Genomic DNA, 20,396 nt, shown 5'->3' with positions numbered 1-20,396 from the left:
TGGATTTGAGGTTCCTGCTATTTGTTGGCATCAGCGTTCAGGAACCTCAAATCCACCACACTAGATACCAGCAACTTGCCGGTGTGACTTTGAATCCGAAATTCGTCATTGCGCTGCTCCAACGTGATACGAATTTCGAATTCAAAGCCACACCGGCCTACCGGGCAGCCTGTCAGCCATCGAGGCCGATATCGGCGAGCAGCTTCGACTGGTGATCGGCGATCAGCGCGTCGATGATCTCGTCGAGTTCGCCCATCATCACCCGGTCGAGCTTGTAGAGCGTCAGATTGATGCGATGGTCGGTGACGCGTCCCTGCGGGAAATTATAGGTGCGGATGCGCTCCGAGCGATCGCCCGAACCGACCTGCGATTTGCGCGATTCGGAGCGTTCCTCGTCAGCCTTGCTGCGCTCGAGGTCGTAAAGCCTGGCGCGCAGGATCTGCATGGCTTTTGCCCGGTTCTGGTGCTGCGACTTCTCCGCCTGCACGACCATGATGCCGGTCGGCAGATGGGTGATGCGCACTGCCGAATCGGTGGTATTGACGTGCTGGCCGCCCGAACCCGAGGCGCGCATCGTATCGATGCGGATGTCTTCGGCCCTGATTTCGATGTCGACCTCTTCCGCTTCGGGCAGCACCGCAACCGTCGCCGCCGACGTGTGGATGCGCCCGCCGGCCTCGGTCGCCGGCACGCGCTGCACGCGATGCACGCCGGACTCGAATTTCAGATGGGCAAAGACCCCCTTGCCTGAAATCGTGGCGATGATTTCCTTGTAGCCGCCGACCTCGCCCTCGCTGGCCGACGCCGTCTCGAAACGCCAGCCGCGTGCCGCGGCATAGCGTTCGTACATGCGAAACAGATCGCCGGCAAAGAGAGCCGCCTCGTCGCCGCCGGTGCCGGCGCGGATTTCGAGGATGGCGTTCTTGTCGTCGGCGGCATCCTTGGGCAGAAGCAGGATTTGGATGTCCTTCTGCAGCGCCTCGATGCGTTCCCTCACCTCGGGCAGATCGGCCTCGGCCAATGCCCGCATTTCGGCATCGATGCTTTTGTCGGCGAGCATCGCCTGCAGGTCGGCCTGTTCATGCTCAGCGGTGCGTAGCGCCCTGATCTTTGCCACCATCTCCTGCATGTCGGCATATTCCGACGCCATCCTGACATAGGCGTCCGCTGCCGGCCCGGCCGACATTTGCGCTTCGAGCATGTCGAAACGCTTGACGACTTGATCCATGCGGTCGCGGGGCAGGTTGATCATAATCCTGGAACTTCGATACGATTCACGTCAGGGCGAGTCGAAAATGGCGAGTTTCGAGAACCGGCCTACGCCGGCCGTAGCCTTCATAGGGCGGAGGCATCGATGAGGGCTTCGGCCGGCGAAGGCCGGCGCGGAATGTACATTTAGGTACATGAGCACCGGAAGCGCAGAAAATCGACATTTGCAGGCCGTCCTCACGTGAATCTATAACGGAATGGAGCGGTCGTCGGCAAAGGCCTGCAGCAGTGCCCGCATCGGCAACCCCTGTGCCGGCGCCATGAGATTGTCGTCGAAGAACGCTTCCAGCTCGGCCAACGGCAGTTCCGTCAGCATCGCCTTGACCGGACCGATCGAGGCCGGCGACATCGAGATCGATCGGTAGCCAAGGCCGATCAGCGCCATCGCCGAGATCGGCTTGCCGGCCAGCTCGCCGCACAAGGTCACCGGGGTTTGATTGCGCACCCCGGCATCGGCAATCTGCTTCAGCGCGCGCAGGAACGGCGTCGACAGCACATCGAAGCGGTCGGCAAGCTGCGTGTTGCCGCGATCGACCGCCATGACGAACTGGAACAGATCGTTCGAGCCGACCGAGACGAAATCGACGGCCATCATCAGCTCATCGAGCTGGAACAGCAGCGAAGGCACTTCCAGCATGGCCCCGAGCTTCAGGCTGGTCGGCAGATGATGGGCAAAACGCGACAGATGCCGCACTTCACGATCGATGATTTCGCGCGCCTGGGCGATCTCGCCGAGCTCCGTCACCATCGGCAGCATCAGCTTCAGTTCACGCCCGCCGCATGCTTTCAAAAGTGCGCGGATCTGGGTGCGCAACAGGCCCGGCCGGTCGAGCGTCAAGCGGATGGCGCGCCAGCCGAGCGCCGGGTTCTCTTCCTGAATCGTGTCCTTGAAATAGGGCAGCACCTTGTCGCCGCCGATATCGATGGTGCGGAAGGTCACCGGCTTGCCGCGCGCCGCGTCGAGCACGTCACGGTAGAGCCGTTCCTGGGCTTCCGCCCGCGGAAAGGTCGAGGCGACCATGAATTGCAGCTCGGTGCGGAACAGGCCGATGCCGGCGGCGCCGGCCTCCGCAAGCTGCGGCAGATCGACGGCCAGGCCTGCATTCATCAAAAGGTCGACCTGGACGCCGTCCCTGGTCATCGACGGCTTCTTGCGCAGCTCGCGATAGACCTCCTGCCGCCGCGCCCGGAAGCGGACCTTTTCGGCATAGGCGGCTTCGAGGTCGGGCTGGGGGCGAAGGTGGATCGCGCCTTCTTCGCCGTCGACAATGATGGCGTCGCCGTTTTCCGCCATGGAAACGGCGCCCCTCATCTGGCCCGCGGCCGGTATGCCCATGGCCCGCGCCACGATAACGACATGGCTGGTCGCCGCGCCGTCCTCGAGCACCAGTCCGCGCAGCTTGTCTCTGGGATAATCGAGCAGTTCGGCAGCCCCCATCGAGCGGGCGACGATAATGGCGTCCTTCGGCAGCGAGGCCGCGACATCGTCCGGCCCCCGCCCCATCAACTGGCGCAGCAACCGGTTGGCGAGATCGTCGAAATCGCTCATTCGCTCGCGCAGATACGGATCGGTCATGTGCAGCATGCGGGCACGCATGTCGCTCTGCACTTTTTCCACCGCTGCTTCCGCCGTCAGGCCGTTGCGGATCGCCTCTTCCAGCCGGCGCACCCAGCCGCTGTCGTTGGCGAACATGCGATAGGCTTCGAGCACCTGGCGGTGCTCACCCTCGAAGGCGACTTCGCGGCGTTCCAGCATGTCGTCGATGGAGAGCCTGAGCGAACCGAGGGATGCATCGAGCCGCCTGATCTCCTCATCGCTGTCCTCGTTGAACAGATTGGTGACGACGATGCGCGGCTCGTGCAGCACGACATGACCAAGCCCGACGCCCTCGTTGAAGGACAGGCCGGTAAAACTCACCGGGCGGCGCAGGTCGAGTTCGAGCCCGGGCCGGGTCAGCCGGGCAAGGTCACCGGTCGCGATCATCTCGGCGATCACCATCGCCGTCGTTTCCAGCGCCTCGACCTCGTCGTCGCGATAGTGGCGCATGGTCTTGTTTTGGACGACCAGCACACCGAGCGTGCGCCCTGCCCTGAGCACTGGCACGCCGAGGAAGGAATTGTAGATCTCTTCCCCCGTCTCCGGCAGGTAGGCGAAGGCTGGATGTTCCTGCGCGTTGGAGAGATTGAGCGGCCGTGCTGAGGCCGCGATCGTGCCGACGAGGCCTTCCCCCAGCCTGAGCTGCGCCAAATGGACGGCGTTCGGGTTCAGACCCTCGGTGGCATAGAGTTCGAGCACCGAATCGGCGCGCAGCACATAGAGCGAGCACACTTCGGCGACCATATTGGCGGCGATATCGCGCACAATGCGGTCGAGCCGCTCCTGCGGCTCCAGCGGCTCCTGCATGAGCTCGCGAAGCCGTTTCAGCAAAACGCGCGGGCCACTGGCCGTATCACGCATCGCGGCTTGTTCTCCAATGGACATTTTGCCCGCCGCAGTTTCCCCCGCGGCCGGCGCTCACGCAACAACTCAATTAGAGCGCCATGCGTCCAATTGGACGCCAAAGGACGCTCTAAGGCTTTCGATCTGCTGCATCGTGCTTTTCGAAGATCGACTCCGATTCTCGGGCCGATGCAGTCTGCTACTGCTTATCCAGACCGTAGACGGAATGCAAAGTGCGAACCGCAAGTTCGGTATAGGGACCGTCGATCAGGATCGAAATCTTGATCTCGGAGGTGGTGATCGCACGGATGTTGATCGCCTTGTCGGCCAGCGCCTTGAAAGCGGTGGCGGCGACGCCCGCATGGCTCCTCATGCCGATGCCGATGACGGAGACCTTCGACATGCCGGCTTCCGACTGCACGACGTCATAGCCGATCGTGGTCTTCAGCCGCTCGAGCACGGCAAGCGCCTTGTCGACATCGCCGGACGGCACGGTGAAGGTCATGTCGGTGAACTTGCCGTCTTCGGAAATGTTCTGCACGATCATGTCGACATTGATGTTGGCCTCGGCCAGCGGCCCGAAAATGCCGGCGGCGACGCCCGGCCGGTCGCCGACACGGCGCAATGAAATCTGCGCTTCGTCCTTGGCGTAGGCAATTCCGGTGACGACCTGCTGTTCCACGATCTCTTCCTCGTCGCAAATAAGCGTTCCGGGCGGATTGAGCAAATCCCCCATTCCGGGCGCGTCGGGATCGTCGAAGGACGACCGCACGAAAGTACGCACCCTGTGCACCATGGCAAGCTCGACCGAGCGCACCTGCAGGACCTTGGCGCCGAGCGAGGCCATTTCAAGCATTTCCTCGAAGGAAATCTTGGCCAGCCGCCGCGCTTTCGGCTCGATGCGCGGGTCGGTGGTGTAGACCCCATCGACATCGGTGTAGATGTCGCAGCGGTCGGCCTTGACCGCTGCCGCGATGGCGACAGCACTGGTGTCGGAGCCGCCGCGGCCGAGCGTCGCGATGCGATTGTCCGGCCCGATGCCCTGGAAGCCGGCGACCACCGCCACCTGGCCCTCGCCGAAGCGCTTGATCAGGAACGCGCCGTCGATGTCGAGAATGCGCGCCGCGCCATGCGCATTGTCGGTCTTGATCGGGATCTGCCAGCCTTGCCAGGAACGCGCATGGACGCCCATGTTCTGCAGGGCGATCGCCAGCAGGCCGGCGGTCACCTGCTCGCCGGAGGCGACGACGACGTCATATTCGCGCGCATCGTGCATGGGCGAGGCTTCGCGCGTCCACTGCACGAGCTCGTTGGTCTTGCCGGCCATCGCCGAGACGACCACCGCGACCTCATGGCCGGCATCGACCTCGCGTTTGACATGACGCGCCACATTGCGGATGCGGACGATGTCGGCGACGGAGGTTCCGCCGAATTTCATCACGATGCGCGCCATGGAAGCGAAATGCCTTTGACTGGGTGCCGGAGCGGCGGCCGAAAAACGGAAAGGCAGCGTCGGGCTGGGCCAGCCGCTGAATTCGCGGCCTCCTTAGCCAAATGCTTGGGGTTTCGCAAGGCGTGCCGCCGCTTGCCTGCCGCCTGCCACCTGGGCGACGAAGGCGACATGCGAGCGCAAAGCGCGTGCCCGAATGCCTGTCGCATAGGCGCAGCGGGCAGCAGCCGAAATTTGCTGCCTTGACATTCGCTGGCTCCCGACCGACTTCCTAGCGCACCAGAGCGCGATCAGCAAAAGTGGTATCCGGTTTTGCGCCCGATCGCGCTCTGAACTTTTGAGTCTGCGGGAGACCACACGATGCCAGAACCCCGACGATCGACGATCGATGCCGGAGAAGTGGAGCGCTTTTCCGCCCTTGCCGCCGAATGGTGGAATCCGAACGGCAAATTCCGCCCGCTGCACAAGTTCAATCCGATCCGCCTTGCCTATATACGCGACCAGGTTGCGGCGCGCTTCGGCCGCGACCCGCGCGCGGCGCGGCCTTTCGAGGGCCTGCGCTTCCTCGACATCGGCTGCGGCGGCGGGCTGTTGTGCGAGCCGATGGCGCGGCTTGGCGCCGAAGTGGTCGGCGCCGACGCATCCGCCACCAACATTGAAGTGGCCAAGCTGCATGCGGCGGAGGTGGGCGTAACGGTGGATTACCGTGCCACGACGGCGGAGGATCTGGCTGACGCCGGCGAGAAATTCGACGTCATCCTCAACATGGAAGTGGTCGAGCATGTTGCCGACATCGACCTGTTCGTGGCCAAATGCGGCGAGATGCTCAAACCCGGCGGCATCATGTTCGTCGCCACCATCAACCGCACGCTGAAGGCGCTGGGCCTGGCCATCATCGGCGCCGAATATGTGCTGCGCTGGTTGCCGCGCGGCACCCACCAGTTCGGCAAGCTGGTGCGGCCCGACGAACTGGAAAAGGCGCTAACCGGCGCTGGCCTGGCCATCATCGACCGCACCGGCGTCACCTACAATCCGCTCGCCGACCGCTGGCAGCGGTCGAAGGACATGGACGTCAACTACATGGTGCTGGCGGAGAAGGCACCAGCCTGAACTTTCTCAACGAAACGTCTGAACCTTCTCACGCCGCCGCCTTCTCACCCGTCTGGCTTTGCGCCTGTGTGATCTGGCTTTGCGCTTTGGTGGTGATGAACACGCCGGCGACAATGATGGCAGCACCGGCCCAAGTCAGCAATCGATAGTGCTCGCCAAGAAAGATCGTCCCGGCAAACAATCCGACCGCAGCTGCGACATAGCCGATCTGGCTGAGATAGACCGGGCCGCCGACCGCCTGCAGCCGGAAGAAGAAAGCGAACATCGCCGCGGCTGACGCGACCTGCCCGACGACCACCAGCGGCACGCCGGCGAGCAGGGCGAGCGAACCGCCGCCCTGCAGCGTGAAGATGCCGCAAACAAGCAGTGCAGCCGATGCCAGATGGCTGCCGACGGCAAGCTCGATCGGTCCGGTTCCTAAGGGCCAGTCGACCGAGCGGTAGATATTGCCGGCGGCAAGGCTGACCGGGATGAGCAGCCCCACCGCCACCCAGAAAAATTCGGCCGGCTGGCCGGCCTCGCCACGCGTCACCGCCACCATGACAGCTCCAACGAAGCCGACGACAATGCCGACGACGCCAAGCAGATTGGGGCGCCGAGCGCCGAGCAGGATCGAAAACACCAGTGTGACCACCGGCGACAGCGTGAACATGATACCGGTGTAGCCAGCACCGAGATGCGGAATGGCCGAGAACATCAAGAGATTGGGGAAGGCGTAGGACACCGCCGCGGTCACGAAGAAATAACGCAGCCTGTGCGGGTTGAGCCGGATGCGCTGCCCGCGCAGCAGCAGGACGCACAAAAGCACGCCGCCGGCGCCGAGCGAGATGACGAGGGCCCAGACCATGGCCGAAACGCCGGCCGCCGTGGCGATCTTACCGAACGGCAGCGTCAGGCCGAGCAGGCCGCCGGTGACGACCAAAAGGCCGAGCGCTGAATCCCAGAGAAATTTCATAACGAACCTTGTTGTCTTTGCGGCTCTTGGCCAGCATTGTGTCTTGAGGTAAGATAATGCAAAGATTCTTAACATCAAGATATTTAACGGTGATATAGATGGATCGCGCCGCGAAGGCCATCGAGCAGTGGAAACGAGAGCGGCCGGATTTGGATGTCTCTCCGATGGCCGTGCTTGGACGGTTGAACGAAGCCTCGTCGCTGATAGCACGAGAACGCCTCGCTCCGCTGTTTGCGCGTTTCGGGTTGCAGACCGGGGAATTCGATGTGCTGGCGACGCTGCGCCGTTCCGGATCACCTTACGCGCTGACGCCAACCGCTCTCTACGAAGCGACGATGGTGACGTCGGGCGCCATGACCAACCGGCTCGACCGGCTCGAAAAGTCAGGATTGATCATGCGCGGGCCGCATCCCAACGATCGGCGCGGGGTTGTCGTGCAACTGACCGGAAAAGGTCTGGCATTGGTCGATGAGGCGGTCGCCGCTCACGTCGCCAACGAACACGAGATACTTTCCGGCCTGTCGCGCGCCGAACAGGACACACTTGCTCGCCTGCTTGAGAAGTTGATAGGGAGCGTCAGCTAGTGGCGGCCGGCAGGCAACGCCAGCTATGCGACCGCTTTTGCCACCATGTCCGGATGCTGGCCGATCACCCGCACATAGGCGATGGCGAAATCCGGCGCCGTCGCCCGCGCCTGCTCCCAGTCGCGCAGCGTGCCGACCGGGACCCGGAAGCGGCTGGCGAATTCGGCTTGCGACAGGCCAAGCCCAGTCCTCGTCCTGCGGATCAGGCGGGCGCGCTGGCCCCGGTCCAGTGCTTCGGCCGTCACGTCGAAATCTTCGGCGTCGGTCGGGTCAGCAGGCAGCGTGATGTGCTCTTTCTTCACCCTTGTTGCTCCTTCTCACCGAGATGAACCGAGGCAAGTCGCCCCGCCAGACGAAAACGCCGGTGAACAGCTTCTCCCCGACGAAACCGACCACCTTGAACCGTTCCTCGCCGTCGATCTCGCGGATCGAGGGGATAATCAGGTGGTTGTCGTCCGCAAAAATCCGGTCGCCAAAGGCCAGCGGAAGCTTGTGCTTTTCGCGGTTGACCGCATCCTTGACGGGGTCGAACCTGTCTTCCGTCATGAGGCTCGACTCTACGGGATTCCCGTATTGGACGCAACCCTTTATCCGCTCGTGGGCTAACATCGGTTTTAGGATTTTGCGACGCGGCAGCTATGCAGATTTTGCGACTGTCGCGAAATCCCGATTAAAGCGACAGTTTAGCGCCCGATTTTTGCAACGTTCGCATAAATCGATTGTGCGACATGGTCCAAGGACTGCAACGGGTCGAAGCGGAATCCCTTCCCGGTACCAACCGTCACACCAGTCTGTCAGTTACGATCCTCCGGGAATACCGGCACCGGCATGAATTCGACGCCGTCCTCGGCCAGGCTCTTGGCCTCCTCCAGTGTCGCCTCGCCATAGATGCCGCGCGGATCGCTCTCGCCGAAATGGATCTTGCGGGCTTCCTCGGCAAACTTGTCGCCGACATAGTCGGCGTTCTCGCGCACCTTCTCGGCCATCGCCTTCAATTGCGCCAGCGCCTGCTTCTGGGCCTCGCCCATGGCGAGCGCGATCTTTTCTCGGCTGCGCCCGGTGGAGACGGCCGGTGCCATCAACGCCTTCTCGACCCTGTGCGAGCCGCAGGTCGGGCAATCGACGAAGCCACGCTTCTTCTGGGTATCGAAATCGTCGTTGCTGCGAAACCAGCCCTCGAATTCGTGCTCGTGCTCGCAGATCAGGGAAAACCGGATCAAGATGCTGCACTCCTGAGCGGCAGCGCCTCAGCCTGTCCGCCGTTTACGGCAAAATCCCGCGCATTCCTTAGGTTCGGGATTTTCTTGCGCGCGGCGGCCGACTGCGCCGGGTCGATCTCGGCGACGATCACCGCCGGTTCGTCATGTGCTGCTTCGGCGACGATGCGACCCCACGGATCGACGATCAGCGAATGGCCATAGGTCTCGCGGCCGTCCTCGTGCAGTCCGCCTTGCGCCGCGGCGACGACATAGGCGCCGTTCTCGATGGCGCGAGCCCGCAGCAGCACATGCCAGTGCGCCTCGCCGGTCTGGCGGGTGAAGGCAGCGGGCACCGAAAGCAGGTCGGCGCCGGCCAGCGCCTCGGCGCGGAAGAGCTGCGGAAAGCGCAGGTCGTAGCAGACGGCGAAACCCAGTCTCGCACCATCGATCCCGGCGCCGCTGATCTCGGTGACGACGGCCTCGGTGCCGGGCTCGTAGGCGGCGGATTCGCGCCAGCTCTCGCTATTATCGAGATCGACGTCGAACATGTGGATCTTATCGTAGGTGGCAATCGTGGCGCCATCCGGCCCGAACAGAAGCGCGCGGTTGGCGAGCTTGCCGTCGGCGCGCAGGATGGCGGTCGAGCCGATATGCAGGAAGATGCCAAGGTCTTTCGCCAGCTTGCGCGAGGTCGAGACGATGATGTCCTTGTCCTCGGCCGTGAAGGCGGCGGCCCGCGCTTGGCTGTCGCGGACCAGCGCACCGGTCATTTCCGGTGACTGGATATAGGTCGCACCCTGGCCCGCGGCCTCGCGCACCAGCCGTTCCAGATCGGCCGCGTTGCGCTCCGGGCTGGTGCCCGAACGCATCTGGATCGCCGCCACCTTGAAAGCACCCATCGTCATGTCCTCAAATTCGTCGAGCCATTGGCGAGCAGGCGGTCCAGCCGGCCCTCCGCCTCCAGTTCATGGAGATCGTCGCAGCCGCCGACATGGGTGTCGCCGATGAATATTTGCGGAAAGGTCGAGCGGCCGTTCGCGCGGGAAATCATTTCCCGGCGCAGGTCCGGCGAGAAGGAGGCGTCGTGCTCGGTGTAGGCGACACCCTTGCGCTCGAGCAGCCGCTTGGCCGCCGTGCAATAGCCGCACATCATCCGTGTATAGATCGTCACGTCGACCATCGGTCAGCAATCCTGCCTTTCCCAAGTCTATATAGTCGCAGAGTCTATATAGTCGCGGACTCGTCGGCCCGAAAGTCCCCTGGCAGCACGCGCGCAAAGGTCAGCACGTCGACCGTCCCGGCACCGCCCTTCTTCAGCGCCCTGGCGACCGCGCGGACAGTGGCGCCGGTGGTATAGACATCGTCGATCAGGAGCACCCGGTGGCCGGCGATCTCGATCTCGGCCTCCTCCGGCACTCTGAAGGCGGCACGCACATTCTCCTCGCGTTCCCGCCGCTCCAGCCCGACCTGCTGGCGGGTGAGTTTGACGCGCCTGACCGCGGAGGGCGCAAAAGGCAGGCCGCCAAGCTGCGATACCGCCCTTGCCAGTTCCGCCGACTGATTGAACTGGCGCCTGAAAAAGCGCCGCCAGTGCAGCGGCACCGGCACCACCACATCGGCTTCCTCGATCAGTTCGGCACCGGCGCGCAGCATCCAGCGCGCCATCCACGGCGCCAGATCGGTGCGATCCTGGTACTTCAGCCCCTGCACCATCTGGCGGGCGACACCGGAGTAAGCGACCGCAGCCCGTGCGCGCTCGAAGGGCGGCCGGTCGGCGATCGCCTCGGCCGACAGGAACCCCTCGCCCATGTGATGGGTGAACGGCGTGCACATCACCGGGCACCATGGCCGCTCCAGAAGCCTGAGCTTCGGCCAGCAGGCGCCGCACAGCACGCCGGGCTGCGAGACATGCCGCCGGCAGCCGGCGCAAACCGGCGGAAACAGGATGCGCGCCGGCCAGTCCAACGCCTTTCGAGCAATACTCTTGATATCCGGCATTGGATCGGCCACGTGGTTCTTTCTCCGCCGCCCTATATCAGAGTGCGCAAACCAGGAACCGTAAGTTGCAGCCCATAGTCGATACCTCTCTCTGGCTGGCGCACAAGCGCCGGGCGCTCGCCAGACCGGCTGCCGGTGCGGATTTCCTGATGCGGCGGGCGGCCGAGGAGCTTGCCGAGCGGCTGGGCGCGGTGGAACGCAAATTCGACAGGGCGGCCGTCCTGTTTTGCCAGACGTCGGCGGCAGTCGACGTGCTCGCGACAAGCGGCAAGGTGGCGGACATCGTGCGCGTCGAGGCGGATGCGGCGTTCCTGGGCGATGGAGCGGGGGGCGATGCCGCGGGACTGGTGGCGCCGCTGGAGACCGTGCCGTTCGAGCCGGAAAGCCTCGACCTCGCCGTGTCGCTTTTGTCGCTTCAGGCAATGAACGACATTCCCGGCATGCTGGTGCAGATCCGCCGCGCTCTGAAGCCGGACGGTCTTTTCCTCGGCGCATTTGCCGGCGCCGGCACGCTTTCCGAGCTGCGCGAATGCCTGCTCGCCGCCGAGACCGAGTTTTATGGCGGCGCCAGCCCGCGCGTCATCCCGTTCACCGACGTGCGCGACGCCGGCGCGCTTTTGCAACGCGCCGGCCTGGCCTTGCCCGTCGCCGACGTCGAGACGGTGACGGTGCGCTACGATTCCCTGTTCGGCCTGATGGCAGACCTGCGTGCGATGGGCGAGACCAGCGCTCTGATCGACCGCAGCAGGCGACCGGCCACACGAAAGCTGTTTGCCCGCGCCGCCGAGATCTATGACGAACAATTTTCGGATGCCGATGGCCGCGTCAGGGCGAGTTTTCCGATCGTCTGGATGTCAGGCTGGGCGCCCGACGTCTCGCAGCAAAAACCGCTGAAGCCGGGCTCGGCGAAAATATCGCTGAAGACAATCCTGGAAAACCCCGGCGGGCGTTGACCCGATGCCACGGGTCCCGGTGGCCGGTCGTGATCACTTCGCGAAAGCGTTCACAAGCTTGCTGGAATTGTCGCTGAACAGCCACGTGATTGCGTCGGCGGCCTTGCCGACACCGCCTACGATGGTAAGCGACAGCACGGCCACGATCAGCCCATATTCGACAGCCGTCGCGCCGGTCTTGTCTTCCCAAAATCGTTGCAGCAATGTTTTCATGGCCGTCGATCCCGCTTGCCGGAACCCTAGCGCGGACCTGTTAAGAAAGGTTAATGACACAGGCTTAACAGGCGATGAAAGCACCGCTTTGGCCGGTGTCAGCAGTCGCCGCTGCGCTGGCCATTGTCGCGTATCACGCAGATCGAAGTGGGCAGCGGCTGCAGCACGCTCCTGCGAAGCGTGTAGGTCTCACGACGGCCGGTCGAGCCCGTGCCTGTGCTCCCGACCGACCCCGTGCTCATCCTGTCGAGGCCGCCGGCAAAATCGTCGCGGCCGGATCGCATCCGGCTGTCGAGGAGGGGCGTCGCGATCAAGGCCAGCGCCACCGCGGCCGAGCCGAACAAAAGCGTGATTCGCAATATTCCCATGCCGGCATGGACAGCGCTGAAGCTGCGGTCGGGTCGGATCGAATCCCAGTCCCTGTCGAGGCTCATGCAACTGCCCTCCGGCGAAGGCCTGAACACGGCCTTCCCACGATTTCCACGCCTCAATTTTTCACAGCGAGATAAATCTTCCATTAACGCTGTTTAATCGGGCAGTGACGGCACGATTACAGAAGATCGATGAGAAACTGGATCAGCGGCGCGTCGGCCGGCGGCATCGGAAAATCGCGCATCTGGCGCGGCCGCACCCATTTCAGCACCTGCCCCTCCTTCGGCTGCGCTATGCCGCGGAAGCGACGGCAGACGAACAGCGGCATCAGCAGGTGAAAATCATCGTAGGAATGGCTGGCGAAGGTGAACGGCGCCAGGCAGGGAATATCGGTTTCGATGCCGACCTCCTCGTACAACTCGCGGATCAGGCATTCTTCCGGGGTCTCGCCGGGCTCGACCTTGCCGCCCGGAAATTCCCACAGGCCGGCCAGTTGCTTGCCTTCGGGGCGCTGCGCCAGAAGCACGCGGCCGTCGGTATCGACCAGCGCGCAGGCTGCGACCAGGAGCAGGCGCTTGCCGACAGGGTTTACGCCAGTCATGCGCCGGGCGGCCGGCGATAATGGTAACGATAGACTTCGTCGAACCCGAGCGAACGATAGAGCGCCAGCGCCGGCGCATTGTCGGCCTCGACCTGCAGCCAGGCTTCCCGGGCGCCGCGCAGCCGTGCCCATTTCAGCGCCGACAGGATGAGGTGGCGGCCATGGCCCTGGTTGCGCACCGATCTGTCGGTGGCGACCTCGAACAGCCCGGCAAGATCGCCATCATGGACGCAGATCAGCGTCGCCAGCGGTTCGGTGCCGTCTTCGAGCGCGAACAGCCCGGCCTCCGGCTGGATGGCGCCGATGATCTCCGACAGGCCCGGCCGCAGCGACACATCCGAGCCGCTTACCTTGAGCGCCGCGCCGATGAAGCGGCTGATGTCCTTCAGCGGGATCTGGTCCATGGCGGCATCGAGCTGGGCGTCCGCCAGCGGCAGCCGCATGACCAGCGATTCGTCGAATGTGCTCCAGCCGTCGCTGTCGAGATGTTTGGAGAGGATCGGCCCCGACAGCGGCGAAATGCGGAAGGTCAGCGGCCGGCCATAGGCGTCGAAACGACGGCTGGCGCGGCCGATGCGCTCGGCAATGTGCTGGATGTCGCCCGGATCGAGCGGGTTGACCGAATTCAGCCGCTTGGCAGGATGGCCCGCCGTCAGCCGCACCACCCAGGTGCCGTCATAATGGACGGCCGCCGCCGGCCAGGCGCGAAAGCCGGCCGCCTCGTAGCGGCGCACGATCGCAAGCACGCTTGCCGGATGTCTGGAAACCAATGCCATCAGCTCCGATAATCGCCGTTGATGGCGACATACTCCTTGGTGAGGTCGCAAGTCCACACCGTCGCCTTGCCGCGGCCGATGCCAATATCGGCACGGATGCGGATCTCGTCGCGCTTCATGTAGGCCGATGTCGCCTCCTCGGAGTAGGCGGCGTCGCGCTCGCCCTGATGCGCCAGCCTGATGTCGCCGAACCAGATCGACAGAAGGTCGCGGTCGGCCGGTTCGCCGGCCTTGCCGACGGCCATGACGACGCGGCCCCAATTGGCGTCCTCGCCGGCGACCGCCGTCTTGACCAGCGGCGAGTTGGCGATCGACAGCGCGATGCGCTTGGCCGAGCGGGCCGATTTCGCCCCGGTGACGGTGACCTCGACCTGCTTGCGCGCGCCCTCGCCGTCGCGCACAACTTGCAGCGCCAGCGCTTTCAGCACCTTGCCGAGGGCGCGGCGGAAGGCGCCGAGGCGCGCATCGCCGGCATTCGTGATATCAGGGGCGCCGCGCCGGGCGGCCGTGCCGGTGGCGAACATCAGCAGCGTGTCGCTGGTCGAGGTGTCGCTGTCGACGGTGACCGCATTGAAGGTCTTGGCGGTGCCGCGCGACAAAAGATCCTGCAGCACGGGGGCTGCGATAGGCGCGTCGGTGGCGATGAAGGAGAGCATCGTCGCCATGTCGGGCGCGATCATGCCGGCTCCCTTGGCAATGCCGTTGATGCTGACGTCGGCGCCGCCGAGTTTTACCGTCGCGGTCGCCAGTTTCGGATAGGTGTCGGTGGTCATGATCGCCTTGGCGGCTTCGGTCCACAGATCCGGCCTGCCGTCCTTGACCAGTCCGGCGAGCAGATGGCCGAACTTGCCGGCATCCAGCGGCTCGCCGATGACACCGGTCGAGGCCAGAAACACCTCGTCCGGCGTGCAGCCGGCAGCCTTGGCTGCAGCCTCGCCGGTCATTGCCGTGGAAGCTCGGCCCTTGTTGCCGGTGAAGGCATTGGCATTGCCGGAATTGACGACCAGAACGCGCGCCTTGCCCTGCCCGAGATTCTGCCGGCAGAAATCTACCGGCGCCGACGGGCATTTCGACTTGGTGAACACGCCGGCGACCGTGGTGCCGGCATCGAAGACCATGGTCAGCAGGTCGGTCCGGTTCTTGTACTTTATCCCGGCCTCGGCGGTGGCAATGCGGACGCCCTCGATGTCAGGCATTTCAGGATATTTCTTCGGCGCGAGCGGCGAAATCGTGGCTGACATGAAGGACCTCGGGCGGGAAAAACGCAAGGGGAACGCCGGTTTGCCCGATAGCGGGCGCCGGCGCAAGGGCGTTTGATGGTCGGGCAAATGCCTTTCTCATCGGAACGACACGCTCAGTCGCACGAAACGGGCCGTTTCGTTTCGCCGAGAAAGCGTGTACGATTTGCCGACGAAAATCATGGGCAGGGAAAACAGGATGGGCCTGGATCCGGGGCGCAGGTCGATCGGCGCGCGGCGCAATCCCGACAGCGCCGACGCCATTCTCGACGCCGCCGAGGCAGTTCTGGTCGAGGCCGGTTATTCCGGCTTCTCGATCGAAGCGGTGGCGCGGCGGGCGCGTGCGGGAAAGCCGACAATCTATCGCTGGTGGCCGAGCAAGGCCGCCTTGCTGTTCGACGTCTATCAACGGCTAAAGCGCGTCGACCATCCCGACACCGGCAACCTCGAGGACGATCTCGTCGGCTTCCTCAAAAGCCTGTTCTCGCACTGGCGCGAAACATCGTCAGGCAGCATCTTCAGATCGCTGATCGCCGAGGCGCAGTCGGACGCAACCGTCGCCGCCGTGCTTGCCGAATACACCAAAGGACGCCATGCCCATACCGGCCAGATGGTCGAACGCGCCAAGGCAAGAGGCGAAGTAGCGGCCGACGTCGATGCCACGCTCGTCGCCGACCTGGTCGCCTCTTTTGCCTGGACGCATCTTTTGACCAATCGCCTCGACGCAGACGAAACGACGCTGCGCAGGGCAGTTGGCTATGTGTTGAAGGGCATAGAAGCTGACGGCTCGGTCGACCCCGCGGCAGTCCGGCGGGGGCGTCGACGCGTCATCGGTCGCGTCACCGGGTAGGGCGACAGGGCCCCTGCCGTAGGGTACATCAGGCGATCAGTTGATGACGCCGGCGCTGCCCCTCATTGCCCTGCCGGGCATTTCTCCCCGTATAGTGACAGGGAGAAAGGGCTGACCGCAACCTCAGCACGTTTGCTGCAACGCTGGAGATTGGCGAAATCCTTTGCGAAGGCTGTCCTTCTCCCCGTCACTATACGGGGAGAAGATGCCGGCAGGCAGATGAGGGGCGGCGCCGGCGCCAACAATTAATTGGCACGATCACATGCGACGGCGCCCTAGACTACTTGGTGTTTTCCAGCGCGTCGACCGTCTTCTTCAGCTTCTCGTCCGGGATTTCGACCTTGGCCTCGGCGCGCAGCGACTTGACCAGCGCGATATATTTGTCGCGGATGACTGCCTGGCGGGCCTGGTCCTTGACCTGGTCGAAGGCCGGCGGCTGCTTGGCGCGCTTGTCCTCGACTTGAATGACGTGCCAGCCGAACTGCGACTGCACCGGCTGCTCGGTGTATTTGCCGACCGCCAGCGCGAAGACCGCCTTGTCGAATTCCGGCACCATCTGGCCGGGTCCGAACCAGCCGAGATCGCCGCCGCTGGTCTTGCCGCTCGGATCGCTGGTGTGCTCGTTGGCGAGTTTCTGGAAATCGGCGCCGCCGTCGAGCTGCTTGATGATCGCATCGGCCTCTTCCTTCGTCTTCACGAGGATGTGACGGGCATGCACCTCGTTGGCCGGCGGCGTGTTGGCGATTTCCTGGTCGTAGCGGGCGCGAACCTCGGCATCGGTGATCTTGCCGACGACATCCTTCTCGACCATTTCGCCATGCAGGGCGCGCTGCTGCAGGAATGCCATGCGGCGCTGGAAGTCGGGATCCTTGTCGAGGCCGGTGGTGACCGCCTGGGCGGCCATGACCTTGATTTCGATCGCCGCCGAAAGTGCCGCGGCGCGGCGCTGTTCGGGCGGCATCTGCGCGAACTGCTGCGACAGCTCGCCTTCGGCAAGCGCAAGGTCTGCCTCGGTCAGCTTCTGGCCGTTGATCGTGGCGACCACGGCGTTCGGATCGACCGGCGCGGCCGGTTGGGCGGGGGCACCTGGTTGGGCCGGGGCTGGTTGGGCAGGCGCGGTGTCCTGCGCCATCGCTGGCGACAGCGACAGCGCCGACAGCCCGAATGCCATGCCGAGGCTGGCGAGCGACGCGCGGCGGAACAATGAGGACATACGATTAACTCCAATGGGGGATAGCTAGGGCGGGATGGCTTCCAGACCAGCCGGATTGTGGCGGAATTTGGCACGGTCGACAGGGCCAGCGCGCCGTTGACATCGATTGAGCCCCCTCTTATCTGTCCAACGACTTTGCGTCCAGAACCGTTTTCCGGGCGCTTTTTGCGTTCGTCCGCGTTTCACGTGGATTTGACGGGGCCGGCCGGCACCCGTCGTAACGACTTGGAATACTATCGAAAGGACCATTGAATGGTCAGTTTTGGCGGTCTCGCCCGTAAGGTTTTCGGCTCCTCCAACGATCGCCGGGTCAAGTCGACCCGACCGCGCGTCGAAGCGATCAACGCCATGGAAAACGAGATGCGGGCGCTCTCCGACGCCGAGCTGACCGCCCGCACGGAGAAATTCCGCCAGGACGTCGCCAACGGCGCCAGCCTCGATGATCTCCTGGTGCCGGCCTTCGCCACCGTGCGCGAAGCGGCGCGCCGCGTGCTCGGCATGCGCCCGTTCGACGTCCAGCTGATCGGCGGCATGGTGCTGCACAATGGCGGCATCGCCGAGATGCGCACCGGCGAGGGTAAGACGCTGGTCGCCACGCTGCCCGTCTATCTCAACGCGCTTGCCGGCAAGGGCGTCCATGTCGTCACCGTCAACGACTATCTTGCCAAACGCGACTCCGAGTGGATGGGCCGCGTCTACAAATTCCTCGGCCTTAGCGTCGGCGTCATCGTCCATGGCCTGTCCGACGAGGAACGCCACGCCGCCTATGCCGCCGACGTCACCTACGCCACCAACAACGAGCTCGGCTTCGACTATCTGCGCGACAACATGAAATACGAGCGCGCCCAGATGGTGCAGCGCGGCCACAGCTACGCGATCGTCGACGAGGTCGATTCCATCCTGGTCGACGAGGCGCGCACGCCGCTGATCATTTCCGGTCCGCTCGAGGACCGCTCGGAAATGTACAACACCATCGACGCCTTCATGCTGAAGCTCGAGCCGGCCGACTATGAGATCGACGAGAAGCAGAAGACCTCGATCTTCACCGAGGAGGGCACCGAGAAGCTGGAAAACCTTTTACGTGACGCCGGCCTGCTCAAGGGCGAGTCGCTCTACGACGTCGAGAACGTCGCCATCGTCCACCACGTCAACAATGCGCTCAAGGCGCACCAGCTGTTCCAGAAGGACAAAGACTACATCGTGCGCAACGGCGAGATCGTCATCATCGACGAATTCACCGGCCGCATGATGCCGGGCCGCCGCTATTCGGAAGGCCTGCACCAGGCGCTCGAGGCCAAGGAGCATGTGGCGATCCAGCCGGAGAACCAGACGCTCGCCTCCGTCACCTTCCAGAACTATTTCCGCCTCTACAAGAAGCTCGCCGGCATGACCGGCACGGCGCTGACCGAGGCCGAGGAATTCGCCAACATCTACAATCTCGACGTCACCGAGATCCCGACCAATCTGCCGGTCATCCGCATTGACGAGGACGACGAGGTCTACCGGACCGTCGAGGAGAAGTACAAGGCGATCGTCAGGGAGATCAAGGAAGCCCGCGCCAAGGGACAGCCTACCTTGGTCGGCACCACCTCGATCGAGAAATCCGAGCTGCTGGCCGAACGCCTGCGCAAGGAAGGTTTTACCGATTTCGAGGTGCTGAACGCCCGCCACCATGAGCGTGAGGCGGCGATCGTCGCCCAGGCCGGGAAACCCGGCGCCATCACCATTGCCACCAACATGGCCGGCCGCGGCACCGACATCCAGCTCGGCGGCAATGCCGACATGCGCATCGCCGAGGAGCTTGGCGACATGCCGGCCGGCCCCGATCGCGACGCCAGGGAAAAGGCAATTCGCGACGACATCGCCCGGCTGAAGGAGAAGGCGCTCGCCGCCGGCGGCCTCTACGTGCTCGCCACCGAGCGCCATGAGTCGCGCCGCATCGACAACCAGTTGCGCGGCCGCTCAGGCCGCCAGGGCGATCCCGGGCGCTCAAAATTCTTCCTGTCGCTGCAGGACGATCTGATGCGCATCTTCGGCTCCGAGCGCATGGATGGCATGCTGCAGAAGCTTGGCCTCAAGGAAGACGAGGCGATCATCCACCCGTGGATCAACAAGGCGCTGGAAAAGGCGCAGAAGAAGGTCGAGGCGCGCAACTTCGATATCCGCAAGAACCTGCTGAAATATGACGACGTGTCCAACGACCAGCGCAAGGTGGTGTTCGAGCAGCGCCTCGAACTGATGGACGGCGAAGGCCTGTCCGAGACCATCGCCGAGATGCGCGAGGGCGTCATCGAGGAGATCGTTGCCAAGGCCATTCCCGAAAACGCCTATGCCGAGCAGTGGAACGTCGCCGGCCTCAAGGCCGAGGTCGCCGAATTCCTCAATCTCGACCTGCCGGTCGAGGACTGGGTCAAGGAAGAGGGCATTGCCGAGGACGACATCCGCGAGCGCATCAGCCAGGCCGCCGAGACTGCCGCGAAAGAGCGTGCCGAGCGCTTCGGCCCCGACGTGATGGCCTATGTCGAGCGCTCCGTGGTGCTGCAGACGCTCGACCATCTGTGGCGCGAGCACATCGTCAACCTCGACCACCTGCGCTCGGTCGTCGGCTTCCGCGGCTACGCCCAGCGCGATCCGCTGCAGGAATACAAGGGCGAGGCGTTCGAGCTGTTCCAGGCGATGCTGGGCAATCTGCGCCAGGCCGTCACCGCGCAATTGATGCGCGTCGAACTGGTCCGCCAAGCCGCCGAAGCGCCGCCGCCCGAGGCGCCCGACATGTTCGGCAGCCATCTCGACGGCACCACCGGCGAGGACGATTTTAACGGCGGCGACACCGGACTTCTGGTTCGCCAGGAGACCCACGCCACCGTCGCCCCCGAAAACCGCGACCCCAAGAACCCCGCCACCTGGGGCAAGGTCGGCCGCAACGAGGCCTGCCCGTGCGGGTCAGGGAAAAAATACAAGCATTGCCACGGGGCGTTCGCGTAAGTTTCCTTCGCCCCGTTCACGGGGAGAAGGTGCCCGAAGGGCGGATGAGGGGCAGAGCCGGCCTACGCGATTGGCCAATCTCCCCACCTGAGGGGGGAGATATCAGGCGGCCAGAGGGGGGTGCTGTCCTGCCGGCCTGCCCTCGTGAAAGCGTATAAGTAGCGCCAACCTTTCGTCCGCTCGCGCTGCC

The 20,396-nt window shown here is 64.1% G+C and carries 22 protein-coding genes; 6 read left to right on the top strand and 16 right to left on the bottom strand.

The genetic code is table 11. From position 1 onward, the window contains the following. Positions 1-215: hypothetical protein (locus NMG80_RS37830; RefSeq protein WP_436798602.1), on the top strand; the 215-nt coding region annotated here is incomplete at its 5' end. On the opposite strand, the gene prfA is transcribed toward NMG80_RS37830, so the two are convergent. From prfA to NMG80_RS12470, 3 genes are all read right to left on the bottom strand, one after another. Then, positions 173-1,252, bottom strand: coding sequence for a peptide chain release factor 1 (prfA, locus tag NMG80_RS12480; RefSeq protein WP_254018360.1), 1,080 nt, complete (start codon positions 1,250-1,252; stop codon positions 173-175). The genes NMG80_RS37830 and prfA overlap by 43 nt on opposite strands. 204 nt (positions 1,253-1,456) lie before the next feature. Beyond that, positions 1,457-3,727, bottom strand: a complete 2,271-nt coding sequence (ptsP, locus tag NMG80_RS12475; RefSeq protein WP_254018359.1) for a phosphoenolpyruvate--protein phosphotransferase — start codon at positions 3,725-3,727, stop codon at positions 1,457-1,459. A gap of 181 nt (positions 3,728-3,908) precedes the next feature. Further along, positions 3,909-5,162: an aspartate kinase gene (locus NMG80_RS12470; RefSeq protein WP_254018358.1), complete on the bottom strand. Its 1,254-nt coding sequence runs from the start codon at positions 5,160-5,162 to the stop codon at positions 3,909-3,911. 357 nt (positions 5,163-5,519) lie between these two features. Here NMG80_RS12470 and ubiG point away from each other — a divergent pair, with 357 nt between their 5' ends. After that, positions 5,520-6,269: a bifunctional 2-polyprenyl-6-hydroxyphenol methylase/3-demethylubiquinol 3-O-methyltransferase UbiG gene (gene ubiG, locus NMG80_RS12460; protein WP_254018356.1), complete on the top strand. Its 750-nt coding sequence runs from the start codon at positions 5,520-5,522 to the stop codon at positions 6,267-6,269. Positions 6,270-6,297: 28 nt separating this feature from the next. Here the strand turns inward: ubiG and NMG80_RS12455 are convergent, their stop codons facing one another. Further along, the gene (locus NMG80_RS12455; protein WP_254018355.1) at positions 6,298-7,224 is read right to left on the bottom strand and encodes a DMT family transporter; all 927 of its coding nucleotides are present in this window, start codon (positions 7,222-7,224) and stop codon (positions 6,298-6,300) included. 98 nt (positions 7,225-7,322) lie between these two features. On the opposite strand from NMG80_RS12455, the gene NMG80_RS12450 reads away from it, so the two are divergent. Further along, complete coding sequence (locus NMG80_RS12450; protein ID WP_254018354.1) at positions 7,323-7,808, top strand: MarR family winged helix-turn-helix transcriptional regulator; 486 nt, start codon at positions 7,323-7,325, stop codon at positions 7,806-7,808. 23 nt (positions 7,809-7,831) lie between these two features. Here NMG80_RS12450 and NMG80_RS12445 read toward each other — a convergent pair whose 3' ends face one another. The 6 genes from NMG80_RS12445 to NMG80_RS12420 form a co-directional block, all read right to left on the bottom strand. Next, a complete protein-coding gene (locus tag NMG80_RS12445) occupies positions 7,832-8,110 on the bottom strand; it encodes a helix-turn-helix domain-containing protein (RefSeq protein ID WP_027153345.1) in 279 nt (92 codons plus the stop codon). Further along, a complete protein-coding gene (locus NMG80_RS12440; RefSeq protein WP_254018353.1) occupies positions 8,079-8,354 on the bottom strand; it encodes a BrnT family toxin in 276 nt (91 codons plus the stop codon). The genes NMG80_RS12445 and NMG80_RS12440 overlap by 32 nt, the downstream gene beginning before the upstream one ends. A gap of 248 nt (positions 8,355-8,602) precedes the next feature. Beyond that, positions 8,603-9,028: a DUF1178 family protein gene (locus NMG80_RS12435; protein ID WP_077372759.1), complete on the bottom strand. Its 426-nt coding sequence runs from the start codon at positions 9,026-9,028 to the stop codon at positions 8,603-8,605. Then, positions 9,025-9,906, bottom strand: coding sequence for a carbon-nitrogen hydrolase family protein (locus tag NMG80_RS12430; RefSeq protein WP_254018352.1), 882 nt, complete (start codon positions 9,904-9,906; stop codon positions 9,025-9,027). The genes NMG80_RS12435 and NMG80_RS12430 overlap by 4 nt, the downstream gene beginning before the upstream one ends. A 2-nt stretch (positions 9,907-9,908) precedes the next feature. Then, positions 9,909-10,187 (bottom strand): glutaredoxin 3, encoded by a 279-nt coding sequence (gene grxC / locus NMG80_RS12425; protein ID WP_254018351.1) that lies wholly within the window; start codon positions 10,185-10,187, stop codon positions 9,909-9,911. Positions 10,188-10,231: 44 nt separating this feature from the next. Next, positions 10,232-11,017 carry a ComF family protein gene (locus tag NMG80_RS12420; protein ID WP_254018350.1) on the bottom strand — a complete coding sequence of 262 codons (786 nt, stop codon included), beginning with the start codon at positions 11,015-11,017 and terminating at the stop codon, positions 10,232-10,234. Positions 11,018-11,070: 53 nt separating this feature from the next. On the opposite strand from NMG80_RS12420, the gene NMG80_RS12415 reads away from it, so the two are divergent. Then, positions 11,071-11,958 (top strand): methyltransferase domain-containing protein, encoded by an 888-nt coding sequence (locus NMG80_RS12415; protein WP_254018349.1) that lies wholly within the window; start codon positions 11,071-11,073, stop codon positions 11,956-11,958. A gap of 33 nt (positions 11,959-11,991) precedes the next feature. On the opposite strand, the gene NMG80_RS12410 is transcribed toward NMG80_RS12415, so the two are convergent. From NMG80_RS12410 to argJ, 5 genes are all read right to left on the bottom strand, one after another. Beyond that, positions 11,992-12,171 carry a Flp family type IVb pilin gene (locus NMG80_RS12410; RefSeq protein ID WP_254018348.1) on the bottom strand — a complete coding sequence of 60 codons (180 nt, stop codon included), beginning with the start codon at positions 12,169-12,171 and terminating at the stop codon, positions 11,992-11,994. A 98-nt stretch (positions 12,172-12,269) separates the two neighbouring features. After that, entirely contained in the window at positions 12,270-12,605 is a 336-nt protein-coding gene (locus NMG80_RS12405; RefSeq protein WP_254018347.1) for a hypothetical protein, read from the bottom strand. Between the two features lie 116 nt (positions 12,606-12,721). Next, entirely contained in the window at positions 12,722-13,144 is a 423-nt protein-coding gene (locus tag NMG80_RS12400; protein WP_254018346.1) for a (deoxy)nucleoside triphosphate pyrophosphohydrolase, read from the bottom strand. Further along, a complete protein-coding gene (locus NMG80_RS12395) occupies positions 13,141-13,920 on the bottom strand; it encodes a GNAT family N-acetyltransferase (RefSeq protein ID WP_254018345.1) in 780 nt (259 codons plus the stop codon). The genes NMG80_RS12400 and NMG80_RS12395 overlap by 4 nt, the downstream gene beginning before the upstream one ends. After that, positions 13,920-15,161 (bottom strand): bifunctional glutamate N-acetyltransferase/amino-acid acetyltransferase ArgJ, encoded by a 1,242-nt coding sequence (gene argJ / locus NMG80_RS12390; protein WP_254018344.1) that lies wholly within the window; start codon positions 15,159-15,161, stop codon positions 13,920-13,922. Before argJ ends, NMG80_RS12395 begins: the two co-directional genes overlap by 1 nt. Before the next feature lie 196 nt (positions 15,162-15,357). Between argJ and NMG80_RS12385 the strand changes: the two genes are divergently transcribed. Next, positions 15,358-16,008, top strand: a complete 651-nt coding sequence (locus NMG80_RS12385; RefSeq protein WP_254018343.1) for a TetR/AcrR family transcriptional regulator — start codon at positions 15,358-15,360, stop codon at positions 16,006-16,008. Between the two features lie 280 nt (positions 16,009-16,288). On the opposite strand, the gene NMG80_RS12380 is transcribed toward NMG80_RS12385, so the two are convergent. Then, a complete protein-coding gene (locus NMG80_RS12380; RefSeq protein ID WP_254018342.1) occupies positions 16,289-17,221 on the bottom strand; it encodes a peptidylprolyl isomerase in 933 nt (310 codons plus the stop codon). A 252-nt stretch (positions 17,222-17,473) separates the two neighbouring features. On the opposite strand from NMG80_RS12380, the gene secA reads away from it, so the two are divergent. Next, positions 17,474-20,206 (top strand): preprotein translocase subunit SecA, encoded by a 2,733-nt coding sequence (secA, locus tag NMG80_RS12375; protein WP_254018341.1) that lies wholly within the window; start codon positions 17,474-17,476, stop codon positions 20,204-20,206. Positions 20,207-20,396: the final 190 nt, after the last annotated feature.

The organism is Mesorhizobium escarrei, from assembly GCF_935825525.1.
GTDB lineage: Bacteria > Pseudomonadota > Alphaproteobacteria > Rhizobiales > Rhizobiaceae > Mesorhizobium > Mesorhizobium escarrei.
This window is presented reverse-complemented; position numbering and strand designations above follow the sequence as displayed.